Genomic DNA, 12,397 nt, shown 5'->3' with positions numbered 1-12,397 from the left:
CGGTGTGCAGTATTAGCGGACGGCCTAATGCTGTACGGTGTGCAGAGACAAGTCAAGGGGGTGTGGTGACAGATACCGGCCGGCGCAGACCGGGCCCGCGACGGGCGCTCACCGAGGACACCATCCTCGAGGCGGCCCTGGCCCTGCTCGACATCGGTGGCACCGAGGCGGCCTCGATCAGGCGCATCGCGGCAGCCGTCGGCGTGGCCCCGAACGCCGTCTACACGTATTTCCCGGACAAGAGCGCGGTCGTCGCCGCGCTGGTGGAACGGCTGCTCGGGGAGGTCGACCACAGTGTGCTCACCGATCAGCGGCGACTCTGGTCCGACCGGATCGAGGCGCTGGCTCTCGACCTGCGGTCCCGGCTGCTGACCCACCCCGGCGCCGTGCCGCTGCTGCTCAGCGGTCCGATGGACGGTCCGCACGCGCTGACGCTGGGCGAACGGCTGCTCGACGCCCTGGCCGACGGTGGCCTCGATCCGGCCGCCGCCGCCCGCGGCTCGTACGCGATCATCACCTACGTGCTCGGCGCGATCGCCCTGGAGGTGGCCGACGTGCCGCAGCCCGGTCCGCTGGCCCCGGAGCAGGACCGGATCGCCGGACGCCGGGCCGCCTTCGCCGCGGTCCCGGCCGAGGCCTTCCCCCGCACCGCGGCCGCCGCCGACGTCATGGCCGGCTACGTCGGCACCGGGCAGTACGTGTGGGGCCTGCGCCGCCTGCTCGCCGGTCTCCGCGCTCCCGACCTAGACTGAGGGTCATGGCGAGCTGGTACGAGTCGCACATCGACCGCAAGATCCGCGAGGCCCAGGAGCAGGGCCAGTTCGACAACCTTCCGGGCGCCGGCAAGCCGCTCAGCGACCACGGCCGGGAGTACGACGAGGACTGGTGGGTCAAGGACTGGCTGCGCCGCGAGGGTGCGACCGCCGGGGCGCTGCCGCCCACGCTGCCGCCCACGCTGGCGCTGCGCCGCGAGGCCCAGGATCTGCGCGACAGCATCGACCGGCGCACCTCCGAGGCCGACGTCCGCGCCTACGTCGCCGGGCTCAACGAGCAGCTGCGCAAGGCGCGGGCCGGCCTGCTCGACGGCCCGCCGGTGCTGCTGCCGCCGATCGACGCCGACAAGGCGGTCCGGGGCTGGCGCGAACGCCGCGCCGGCAAGGCCTCCTGAGACCTCAGGGGCGGCCCAGGCGGGGCATGACCATGCGGACCGCCACCGGGGCACCGGGGGCGCCGCCGGCCCGCGAGGCGTACTGCGGGACGCCGACGCAGGTGAAGATCAGGGTGGCCAGGTCGGTGGTCGCGCCGAGCAGGGCCGGGACCTCCGAGTCCAGGAAGGTCATGCCGCTGGCGCCGGCCCCGAGTGCGTACGCCGCCAGGTGCAACCGCCCCTCGACCAGCCCGGCCTCCAGCTGCGCCTCGCGGTAGCTCCGGTCGTCCAGCCCGGACAGTGCGGTGGCGGCGATCGCCACGTACGCCGCGTCGCCGGCCAGCCCCTGGTCCAGGGCGATACGCACCAGCTCGTCGCGCAGGTCACCGGCGCGCAGTGGATCGCTCAGGTTCGGCCAGCGGTAGAGGCCCGGCGTGACGTCGTCGACGCCGTGCACGGCCACCCAGTGTGGTACCCGGACCCCGCGCAGCGCCGCCGCCATCGGCCATTCCAGCGCCGCCCGGGACAGGGTGCGGGAGCGGTCCATCCGGCGCTGGGAGCCGCGCCGGCGGATCACCTCGTCGAGCGAATCCGACGGTGGCGGCGCCGGCAGCTCCGCCCCGCGCGGCCAGGGTTCGCCGAGCTCGTCACGGTCCCCGGCGCGCTGGGCCGCGGTGCACAACGGCAGCTCGACCCGGGGCAGCTCGCCCGGCACCGCCGGTCCGCCCGGCCCGATGGCCGGCTCGTCGTCGCCGAAGGTCAGCAGAGCCAGCGGATACTCGTGCACGCCGTCCGCGCCGACCAGGGTGCTGACCGTGGCGTCCGGGAACAGGGAGCGCAGCCGGGGCGACAGACCGGCGCTGTCGGCGGCGGCGGCGAGCTGAGCGAGCACAGTGCCGGCGTCCCAGTAGAGGTGGCGCCACCCGCGTTCGGCGTAGCGCCAGCCGGTCCGCCACGGGACACCGGTGATGATCAGTGTGGTGGCGGTGCCGCCGGCGGCCGGGCCCACTGTGACGAGGGCGTGCTGCTCCGGGTCGTACCAGTGCACGCCGTCCGGGATGCCGGCGACGCCGCGCGTGCTCGCATAGAGCTCCAGCGGGAAGCGGGCGCCGGCCGAGCCGGCGGCGCGGAACAGGATCCGGCGCCCGGCCCGCTCGGCCGTGCGGACGACCCCGGCGCCGAGGAAGAGCACCCGGCCCAGCTGGGCGGCGTCCAGCGGCCGGGCCGGAGCCGGTACGCCGGCCAGCACGGCCGTCGCGCCCACCCCCGGATCGTCGAGCTCCCGCGGCAGCGCGAGGCGGGGCGAGGTGCCCGGAAAGGCCTTGACCGGCGGCGGCAGCGTCGCCGGGTCGCTGGGTACGAGATCGTGGCGCACCCGGGGATCGTCGACGGGCACGTCCCACTCGCGTCCCGGCTCGTAGGAGGTCAGCCGGTGCAGCAGCCCGGCCCCGCTGTCGAGGTTCACGGAGCCATCCTGCCGGTTACCGCTTCTCGCTCACCTTCAGGGGCTCGCCCGTCAGGGTGTCGCAGCGGACGAAGGCCAGGTTGATCTGCACGTCGGTGAACCACAGGACCGGCAGCGTCAGCGGCGGCGGCGACTCCGGGGTGAACGTCACCGGGATGACGCCGAACAGCTTGCCCTTGAACGAGGGGGTGTAGAAGCGCACGGTGCCGTCGGTGGTGAGCTTGTTGCTCTCGATCAGGGTGGTGTGGCCGCCGACCTCCGGGATGGTCAGCTTGAACGGCTCGTTCACCGCCTTGGTCATGCTGAACTTCAGCGCGGCCAGCTTGCCCTTGGCCGTGTCCAGTTGCACCACTCCGTCGTAGGTGGAGTTGTACATGGTCAGCGAGGCGGTCTCCAGGGTGCTGCCCTTGGTCGACACCATGGGGACGTCGTCCGGGCCGGCCACCTTGAAGACGCGCGGACCCAGGCACGGGATGTCGCTGGAGCTAGGCGTCGGCGACGCCGAGCTCGGCGAGGTGCTCGGGGTCCCGGAGCCGTCGGGCCGGCCGGACGGGCCGGGGGCGGGCGAGGACGGCTCGCCCGACGGGGTCGCGGTGCCGGTCGGGTCCGGGGTGGCCGGTGGTCCGGTGGTCGTGCTCGGCTCCGGCTCGGGTTCGGCCTGCTCGTTGTCGCCGATGCCGAGCAGGTCCCCGACGCCGTCCACGAGCCCGTTCCAGCCGTCGACGATCGGGTTGCCGGTCCCGTCGCCCTCCTCCTCGGCCTCGGCATCACCCGAGGCCGAGGCGGAGGCGGAGGGCGAAGCGGAGGCCTTGGCCGTCGGCGTCTTCTTCGCGGCCGTACGGCTCGGCGAGGGCTTGGCCGAGGACTGGCGGGCCGCCTCCTTCTTGGCCGCGGCGGCCGGGCGCGACGGCAGGCCCTCGGGGCACTCGGGCTCGGCCCGGGCCGGGGTGTTGCTGCCGGCGATCAGCAGAGCGGCGGTCATCGCGAGCGGGACCAGCGTGATCACGAGGGTCTTGCGGTGCACGCCGTTGGACGGCCGGGGCGGCTCGGCCGGCGGGGGCTCGTCACCGGGGTAGCCCGGCTCGGCGGGGAACTGCTGGGCGGGCTCCGCCGGGCGCAGGGGCGCGGGCGCGCTCCGGTGGTCGTCCGGACCGCCGGTGAAGCCCGGCACGATCATGGTGGCCGCGGGGTCGTGCTGATGCTGGTCCGGCTCCTGCGGCGCCGAATCCTCGTCGTCGGTGTCGTGCGCCGCCGGGTCCTCGTCGGACGCGGCCGGGGCGGGTGCCTGCGGCCTGGGCCGGGTGGGTGCCCAGGCGAGCACGAGCGCGCCGCCGAAGATGCCGAGCAGCATGCCGAGTCCGAAGCCGCCGAGGTTCAGGCCGACCAGCGAGTAGACCGCGGTGAGCAGGCCGAGCACGCCGTAGAACAGGCGCTGTCCCGGGGTCACCCAGCTGAGCACGCCGGCCAGCACGAGCAGCAGCGGGAGCAGGTAGGACAGGAAACCCTCCGGCCCCATGTGGACCTCGAGATCGCCGAGGGTCAGGTTGGCGCTGAGGAACAGCTCCAGCCCGGCGATCAGGAGCAGCAGGCCGCCCCAGAAAGGCCTGCTTCGCCGCCAGCGGCGGAAACCGCCGTCCGACGCGTTGGTTGTTGCCACGTACTCCTCCAGAAAATCGTGCTGGGCCCCCCGGCATGGTGGAGGCCCGCGGCCGGTGATCTCCGCGGGCCTCGGGAACTACCTCAGAAGCACTCCGGTGGGTTGCCGTCCTTACCCGGGAAGTTGATCTTCAGGTTGAGCCCGGTCAGCGTGAACGTGCCGGCCGTGGTGGAGACCGCGGTCTGCTTCAGGTCGGTGATCACGACGCGGGAGGCCTCCTGGCCGAAGGAGCCCAGCGGGCCCTTGGCCTCAGGGCCGCCCTGACCCAGTGTCGACGCGTCCTGGCCGATGTTGATGTCGGTGAACTCCGCGTTGCCGTTGAGCTCGGACATGCCGATCAGCAGGTTCGTCGCCTTCGCCGGGGCGTTGGCGTCGCGGCCGGCCCGGATCGTCAGGCTGATCGGCGAGCCCGGGGCCCGTACCGACTGGCACAGGTTGTAGAGCTTCGCCGAGGCGATGCCCGACATGGCGACCGGGACGTCCTGGTCACCGCTCTTGGCGGTTTCCAGCTGGCCGCCGTACTGCGCGAAGCCGACGCCGTCGAGCTTGTCGGCCGAGATCTTGAACGGCTGGCCGGAGATGGCGAACGAGGCGGCGAACGCCCCGTTGGCCAGGCCGAAGACCAAGGCACCGGCGGCCGCGGTGGGGACCGCCACCGCTACGGCGAAACGGCGCCAGTTGGTGCGACCGTAGGCCGGATCGCCTTGCGCATCCTTCACGGATCCTCCTTGTGGGAACTACAACGGCTGCGACCGCACCGCCATGCGGCTCGCATCGCGGGCGACTCTAGGTCAACCGTTGGTATGCAGGCCCGTCGATGCGGCCGTCTTAACGTGCGGGAAATGTTGCCTCCACCTGCGGATGAGGACAAGAGCCTGGGCTACCGGCCAGTAACCGGTCGGCCGCAAGATCGATTACTGTCGGTCACCGCAATCGGGGTACGCCTCCGTGAGATGCGTCGCTAATGGACACATCGGTCGGCCCACAGCCCTGTGATCGTCACCACACGTACGCATGAGGCTGAAGTTACGGATCGGTAACAACTTTCAGGAAGCTCTCAGGTCTGTGCACTCAGCGTGCGTGCACCACCGGTTCAAGTCGCGGCAATACCTGCCGAACTAGGTCACGAGGGCTGATGCCGCCGTGCGGAGAGGAACGGGCGTTGAGTCGAGACGAGCACCAGCGCCTGGCCGCGTTGCACGAGTACCGCGTGCTCGACGCGCCCGCCGACGACGAGCTGGAGGCGGTCGTCCGGGTCGCCGCGATGGTCGCCGGGGTGCCCACCGCGACCCTCAACCTGATCGACGAGCACCGCCAGTGCCAGCTCACCACCGCGGGTTTCACCGGCGGTGACTCCGCGCGCTCCGACTCGATGTGCGCCCTGCGGTTCCAGGACGGGCAGTTCGTGCACGTCCGGGACGCCCGTACCGACCCCACCTACCGCGACAACCCGTGGGTGACCGGGGTGCTAGCCGACGTGCGGTTCTACGCCTCGGCTCCGCTGGTCACGCCGCAGGGACACGCGCTGGGCACGCTGTGTGTCTTCGACTCGGTGCCCCGGGAGCTGACTGGCGAGCAGATCGAGCGCCTGCAGGACCTGGCCGGGGTGATCCTCGCGCTGTTCGAGCGGCGCCGGCAGGCCCGCGTCATGGCCGAGCTGGCCGCCGAGGCGGAGGCCCGCCAGCAGTTCACCGACACCGTGCTGGACACGATCGACGTGGCGGTGGTCGCCGCCGACCGGTCCGGGCACCTCACCGTCTTCAACCGGGCCGCGCGTGACTGGCACGGCCTCGACGCCGACCCCTCGGTCGAGCCGGCGGACTTCGCCGAGCGCTACCGGCTGTTCCGCGCCGACGGGGCCACTCCACTGCCCAGCGAGGAGATCCCTCTGCTGCGGGTCCTGCGCGGCGGCGCGGTCAGCGACGCCGAGCTCGTCATCCGCCCCGACGACCGGCCGGCGCGGCACGTCGTCGTGGGCGGCCGCGCCCTCCCCGCCCCCGACGGCACACCGCTCGGGGCGGTCGTGGCGATGACCGACGTCACCGCGGACCGGGCCCAGCAGCAGGCCCTGCGGGAGGCCCACGCCGAGCTGCTGCGCTCCAACGCCGAGCTCGAGCAGTTCGCCGCGGTGGTGAGCCATGACCTCGCGGCGCCGCTGGCGGTCGTCAACGGCTACCTGGAACTGCTCGGCGACCACTACGCCACGGAGATCGACGCCCAGGGCCAGAACTGGATCGGGGCCACCGTGCGGGCGGTCGGCCGGATGCAGGCGCTCATCGAGTCGCTGCTGACCTACGCCCGGGCCGGCAGCGGCCCCTGCCGGCGTGCGGACGCCGACCTCGCTGAGCTGGTCGATCAGGTCCTGACGGACCTGCGGGAGACCATCCGCGACGGTGGCGCCACCGTCCGGGTCACGCCCCCGCGGATCACCCTGCCCTGCGACCCGACGCTGGTGCGCCAGCTGCTGCAGAATCTCATCGGCAACGCGGTCAAGTACCGCGACCCGGCCCGGGACTGCCGGATCGAGGTCTGCGCCCGGCGGCAGGGCGACGAGTACGTCGTCACGGTCCGCGACAACGGCATCGGCATCCCCGCCGACCAGCGCCGCCGGGTCTTCGAGATGTTCGCGCGCGCCGAGGCGGCCGGCATCGCCGGGCACGGTGTCGGGCTCTCCACCTGCGAACGGATAGTCACCCGCCACGGCGGCCGGATCTGGGCCGACGCCGCAACCGGCGGCGGCACCGCGATCTCGTTCACGCTGCCGGTCTCCCGCACCCCCACGGACGCCTGAGGTGGCCTCGGTGCGGGCCCGCGTCGACGCGGGCGTCATCGCGGTCCTGGTGCTGTTCATCGGCGTCGTGGTGACCCAGTTCGTGGTCAGCGACAACCTGCAGAGCCGCCACGAACGGCGGGTGGCCCGGGTCGAGGCCGCCCGCGACGCCAACACCGCGGTGCTGCAACACATGACGGACGCCGAGACCGGCGTACGGGGCTTCCAGCTCACCGGCGACAAGCGCTTCCTGCAGCCGTACGACCAGGGGCGCGTCGGCGCGTTCACCTCCTTCGACGAGGTCGCCGCCCGGACCACCGACCCGACCGTGCGACGGCTGCTGACCGCCGAGCGGGCCGCCGCGTCCCGCTGGCTGTACGCGTTCGCGTACCCGGTCGTCAACGCCGGGGTGGCCGATCCCGGCTACTCGCAGACCGGCCGGGGCAAGGAGCTGTTCGACGATGTCCGTGCCGCCAACGCGGCTGTGGCCGAGGCGCTGCAGGCCGACATGCGCCGGGTCAACGCGGCGGACCGGCGCGCCGCGCGGCTGGCCCAGATGCTGTTCGCACTGCTCGCCATCGGCTTCCTGGCCGTCACCGTGGCCCTCGCCGCGGTCGCGCGCCGGCTGCTGCTGGCCCCGCTGGAGCACATGCGGATGACACTGCAGCGGCTGGCCGCCGGGGAGCTGTCCGCCCGGGCGGTGCCGGCCGGACCGGCGGAGATGCGCGCCGTCATCGGCACGCTGAACCGGCTCGCGGCCGAGACACAGCGGCTGCTCGCCGAGGACGACGCCCGGGTCGCCAGCACCGAGTTGCGCCAGGCGGTGGCGCTCGCCCTGCGGGAGACCTGTGATCCCGCCGCGACCGCCTGCCGGGTCGCCGAGCTCGTCGGCCGCGCGCTCGGCGCCGACGCGGTCCACAGCCGGATTCCCGTCGGCGGCACCGACGAGGTCGACGTGCGCTGGCCGGACAACGCGCCGCCGATGCCGGACTGGACCGTGCGGGAGGTTCTGGCCGGGGAGGCCGGCGCCGTGCGGCTCGTGCCGGACGTCGCGGGCGGCGTGGCCGTGCCCATCGGCGGCGACGCCGACTGCCCGCCCGGCTTCATCCACGTCGTACGCCCCGACCAGCCGGACTGGACCGCCGACGAGCGGCGCCTGCTCGCCGCCGTGGCCCGCGAGGTCGACCACACCGTGCGCCAGCAGCGCCTGCAACGCCGCCAGGCCCGGCTGATCACGGAGCTTCGGGTGCTCGACGAACGCAAGGACGCCTTCGTCGCCACCGTGACCCACGAGCTGCGTACCCCGCTGACCAGCATCCTGGGCTACACGGAGATGCTGGCCGACGGCGACGGCGGGGACCTGTCCCCGCTGCAGCAGCGCGGTGTCACCGCGATCCTGCGCAACGCCCACCGGCTGCAGGAGACAATCGCCGACCTGCTGCTGCTGGACCGGGCCAACAACACGGTCGGCGCGGCCACGGCCCGGGTGGACCTGGCCGAGGTGATGGCGGCGCTGCGGACCGAGTTCGAGCCGGTGGCCCGCGGCCGCGACCTCAGCCTGACCGGGGAGGCCGAACAGGTCTTCGTCGACGGCGACGCCCGGCAGCTCGAGCGGGCGCTGCGCAACCTGCTGGACAACGCGGTGAAGTTCACCGGGCCCGGCGGGGCGGTCGCCTACCGGCTGCGGGCCGTGGACCGCGCGGCGGTGCTGACCCTGACCGACACCGGGATCGGCATCCCCGAGGGCGACGTGGCCGGCCTGTTCACCCCGTTCCACCGGGCGGCCAACGCGATGGACCAGGCGGTGCAGGGCTCGGGCCTGGGACTGGCCATCGTGCGCAACATCGTCGCCGAGCACGGCGGCTCGGTCACCGCCGAGTCCCGGCTGGGCCAGGGCAGCACCTTCACCGTCACGCTGCCGGCCGCCGAGGCACCGCGCCCGGCCTGAGCCGTCATCGGGGCCGGCGGAACGCCGCCCTGAGCTGACCACCGGCGATCAGCACCAGAGCCGCCGACCAGAACCCGCGCCCGCTGGGCACGGCAACCTGCCCGCAACCGGACCGGGCACCGGTTCGCACCGCGGCGGGCCGATGCTGATCTCACCCCCGAAACAAGGAGATCTCCCGATGCGTCTGCGTCGTACTGCTGTCGCCGCCCTGCTGGCCGCCGGGATCGTCGTTCCCGCCGTCGGTACGGCCGCCACCGCCTTCGCCCAGCCGGGCGGTAAGCCGGTCTCCGCGCAGAAGGCGCACCCGAAGCCGAACAAGACCAAGAAGCCCGTGCGGACGCCGTTCGCCGCGTCCGGCAAGGTCACCGCCGTCGACGCCGCCGCGGGCACCGTGACGCTGCTGGCCAGCGGCGGCACCAAGGACGTCCGCAGGCAGACCGTGACCGTCGCCGTGCCCGGTAACCTGCGCGTGGTCGTCAACGGCAAGCGCACCACCCTCAAGACGGTCGCGGTCGGCGCCAGGATCACCGTCAACGGCATCCGGGTCGGCACCGCCTACACCGCCACCAAGGTGTCGGTGACCCAGAAGAGGAGCCCGGTGGTCAAGCCGACCCCCACGCCCACCGTGTCGCCCACCCCGCAGCCGACGCCGCCGGCCGACGACACGCCGGCCGAGGACATCCCGGGCGACGACACTCCGGACGACGACACCCCCACGGCGGAGCCCACGCCCACCACCAGCCCGGAGCCGGACGAGGACCCCACCCAGGACCCCGAGGACGAAATCTCCGACGACTTGTCCGCCTGACACCGTGAAACGCCCCGTTCCGCACCCCGGAGCGGGGCGTTTCCGCTGAGCGTCGATACTCCCCGTGAGACCGTCGAGGGACGGATCACCGTCGGGAGGGACCAGCCGTGACCTACGTGACGTCGCCGCATTCCGGCGACACGCCCGGCGATTTCGGGCGCGACCTGCTCAGCAACCTGTACTACCAGCGCGGCACGACCCTGGAGTCGGCCAGCGCGCAGGACGCCTACCACTCGCTCGCCCTGACCGTGCGGAACCGGCTCGTCGACCGCTACATCCGCACGGCGGCCGCGCACTACCGGGCCAACCCCCGGTTCATCTACTACCTGTCGGCCGAGTACATGCTCGGCAAGCAGCTCGACCAGAACCTGCTCTACTCCGGCACCGAGGACAGCGCCCGCCGCGCGCTGGAGGGCCTCGGGCTGTCCAGCGCGGACCTGGACGCCCTGGACGTCGAGCCCGGCCTGGGCAACGGCGGCCTGGGCCGGCTCGCCGCCTGCCTGCTGGACGCCATGGCGACCCAGGACATCCCGGCGGTCGGGTACGGCATCCGCTACGACTTCGGCATCTTCAAGCAGGCGTTCCACGACGGCGGCCAGGTCGAGCGGCCCGATGACTGGACCTTCTACGGCAACCCGTGGGAGTTCCACGCCTCCGACGACCAGCAGACGGTCGGCTTCTACGGCCACGTCGAGCCCCTGGAGGGCTTGCGCAGGAGCTGGGTCCCGGGCGAGGTCGTGCTGGGCGAGCCCAGCCACATGCTGGTGCCCGGGTACGGGACCGCCACGGTCAACATCATCCGGCTGTGGCGCGCCCGCGCCGCCCGGGAGTCCTTCGACCTGTCCCGCTTCGGCGCCGGCCAGTACGGCGAGGCGGTCGAGGAGATCGTCCGCTCGGAGAACATCAGCAAGGTGCTCTACCCGGACGACAGCACCGAGCTCGGCCGCGAGCTGCGCCTCAAGCAGCAGCACTTCCTGGTCACCTGCGCGCTGCGGGACATCGTGCGGCGGTTCCGGCTGCGCAACAACGACTGGGACGACTTCGCCGGCAAGGTGGTCATCCAGCTCAACGACACCCACCCGGTGATGGCCATCGCCGAGCTCATGCGGATGCTGGTCGACGAGGAGGGCCTGGAGTGGGACCGGGCCTGGTCGATCACCCGGCGGGTGTTCGCGTACACGTGTCACACGCTGTTGCCCGAGGCGCTGGAGACCTGGCCGGTGGCGCTGGTGCAGCGGCTGCTGCCCCGGCACATGGAGATCATCTTCCTGATCAACCACCTGTTCCTGCAGGAGGTGGCCGCCCGCTACCCGGGTGACGACGCCAAGCTGCGGGAACTGTCGATCATCCAGGAGGGCGGCGAGCAGCGGGTCCGGATGGCCCACCTGGCCGTGGTGGGCAGCTCGGCGGTCAACGGCGTCGCGGAGCTGCACTCGCGCCTGCTGGCCGCCACCACTCTGCGCGGCTTCGCCGAGCTCTGGCCGGGACGCTTCCACAACGTCACCAACGGCATCTCGCCCCGCCGGTTCGTCCGGCTGGCCAACCCGCGGCTGTCCGACCTGATCAGCCGGCGGATCGGCGGCCGGGAGTGGCTGACCGACCTGGACCGGCTGGTCGAGCTGGAACCGGCCGCCGACGATCCCGGCTTCCGCGAGCAGTGGCGCGAGGTCAAGCGGCGCAACCGCGAGGAACTGGCCCGGCACGCGCTGGCCGCGACCGGCGTGGCGATCGACCCGGACGCGCTCTGCGACGTGATGATCAAGCGGTTCCACGAGTACAAGCGGCAGCTGCTGCGGGTGCTGCACGTCGTCGCGCAGTACCACCGGATCCGCCGGGACCAGGTCCAGGACGTGGTGCCCCGCACGATCGTGTTCGGCGGCAAGGCGGCGCCGGGCTACTACGCGGCCAAGCGGATCATGCGCCTGGCCAACACGGTGGCCGACCTGGTCAACCAGGACCCGGTCGTCTCGCCGTACCTGAAAATGATCTTCCTGCCGGACTACAACGTCTCCCGGGCCCAGCTGATCATCCCGGCCGCGGACCTGTCCGAGCAGATCTCGCTGGCCGGCAAGGAGGCCTCCGGGACCAGCAACATGAAGCTGGCCCTCAACGGCGCGCTCACCATCGGCACCCTGGACGGCGCCAACGTGGAGATCCGCGACCGGGTCGGCGCGGACAACTTCTTCCTGTTCGGACTGGACACCACGGAGGTGGACGCGGTCCGGGCCCGGGGTTACGAACCGCGCGCCTACTACGACCGGGACGCCGAACTGCGGGAGGTGCTCGACACGGTGGCCCACTACGACAAGGAGATCGTGGACGACCTGCTGAACCGCGACGAATACCTCACGCTGGCCGACTACCGGGCCTACGTGGACTGCCAGGACCGGGTGGCCCGGGCCTGGCGGGACCGGGAGGGCTGGACCCGCAAGTCCATCCTCAACACGGCCCGCAGCGGCTTCTTCTCCTCGGACCGCACGGTCCGCGACTATTGCCGCGACATCTGGCACGTGACCCCGCTGCCCATCGACGGCTGAGCCTGGCCGCAATCATGAGCGCTACTCATGAAAGTGCTGACAAATTCCACTGTGCCCGCCCCGGG

Annotated in this window: 9 protein-coding genes; 6 read left to right on the top strand and 3 right to left on the bottom strand. The window is 72.5% G+C overall.

From position 1 onward, the window contains the following. The first annotated feature begins 65 nt into the window (after positions 1–65). Together AB0C12_RS31105 and AB0C12_RS31100 are read left to right on the top strand one after the other, a co-directional pair. On the top strand, positions 66–752 hold the full coding sequence (locus tag AB0C12_RS31105) for a TetR family transcriptional regulator (protein WP_360553414.1): 687 nt from the start codon (positions 66–68) through the stop codon (positions 750–752). A gap of 5 nt (positions 753–757) precedes the next feature. After that, positions 758–1,168, top strand: a complete 411-nt coding sequence (locus AB0C12_RS31100; protein ID WP_360553413.1) for a DUF1992 domain-containing protein — start codon at positions 758–760, stop codon at positions 1,166–1,168. Between the two features lie 4 nt (positions 1,169–1,172). Here the strand turns inward: AB0C12_RS31100 and AB0C12_RS31095 are convergent, their stop codons facing one another. The 3 genes from AB0C12_RS31095 to AB0C12_RS31085 all read right to left on the bottom strand — a co-directional run bounded on the left by AB0C12_RS31095 (position 1,173) and on the right by AB0C12_RS31085 (position 4,988). Continuing rightward, the gene (locus AB0C12_RS31095; RefSeq protein ID WP_360553412.1) at positions 1,173–2,612 is read right to left on the bottom strand and encodes a hypothetical protein; all 1,440 of its coding nucleotides are present in this window, start codon (positions 2,610–2,612) and stop codon (positions 1,173–1,175) included. 16 nt (positions 2,613–2,628) lie between these two features. After that, positions 2,629–4,269, bottom strand: coding sequence for a DUF6114 domain-containing protein (locus AB0C12_RS31090; protein WP_360553411.1), 1,641 nt, complete (start codon positions 4,267–4,269; stop codon positions 2,629–2,631). Positions 4,270–4,352: 83 nt separating this feature from the next. Beyond that, complete coding sequence (locus AB0C12_RS31085; RefSeq protein ID WP_360553410.1) at positions 4,353–4,988, bottom strand: DUF6230 family protein; 636 nt, start codon at positions 4,986–4,988, stop codon at positions 4,353–4,355. A 443-nt stretch (positions 4,989–5,431) separates the two neighbouring features. Here AB0C12_RS31085 and AB0C12_RS31080 point away from each other — a divergent pair, with 443 nt between their 5' ends. The 4 genes from AB0C12_RS31080 (at position 5,432) to AB0C12_RS31065 (ending at position 12,332) form a co-directional block, all read left to right on the top strand. Then, complete coding sequence (locus tag AB0C12_RS31080) at positions 5,432–7,060, top strand: ATP-binding protein (protein ID WP_360553409.1); 1,629 nt, start codon at positions 5,432–5,434, stop codon at positions 7,058–7,060. Positions 7,061–7,070: 10 nt separating this feature from the next. Beyond that, positions 7,071–8,987: an ATP-binding protein gene (locus tag AB0C12_RS31075; RefSeq protein ID WP_360553408.1), complete on the top strand. Its 1,917-nt coding sequence runs from the start codon at positions 7,071–7,073 to the stop codon at positions 8,985–8,987. A 178-nt stretch (positions 8,988–9,165) separates the two neighbouring features. Beyond that, positions 9,166–9,795, top strand: coding sequence for a hypothetical protein (locus tag AB0C12_RS31070; RefSeq protein WP_360553407.1), 630 nt, complete (start codon positions 9,166–9,168; stop codon positions 9,793–9,795). A 107-nt stretch (positions 9,796–9,902) separates the two neighbouring features. Then, positions 9,903–12,332, top strand: coding sequence for a glycogen/starch/alpha-glucan phosphorylase (locus AB0C12_RS31065; RefSeq protein ID WP_360553406.1), 2,430 nt, complete (start codon positions 9,903–9,905; stop codon positions 12,330–12,332). Positions 12,333–12,397 lie beyond the last annotated feature (65 nt).

This window comes from Actinoplanes sp. NPDC048967 (genome assembly GCF_040649415.1).
Taxonomy (GTDB): Bacteria; Actinomycetota; Actinomycetes; order Mycobacteriales; family Micromonosporaceae; genus Actinoplanes.
The sequence above is the reverse complement of the archived record's forward strand: the minus strand, read 5'-3'. Positions and strand labels throughout refer to the sequence as shown.

Bases quoted from the DNA above. Each gene is read 5' to 3' on its own strand.
- AB0C12_RS31100 (WP_360553413.1), top strand. From the start codon at position 758: ATGGCGAGCTGGTACGAGTCGCACATCGACCGCAAGATCCGCGAGGCC.
- AB0C12_RS31070 (WP_360553407.1), top strand. From the start codon at position 9,166: ATGCGTCTGCGTCGTACTGCTGTCGCCGCCCTGCTGGCCGCCGGGATC.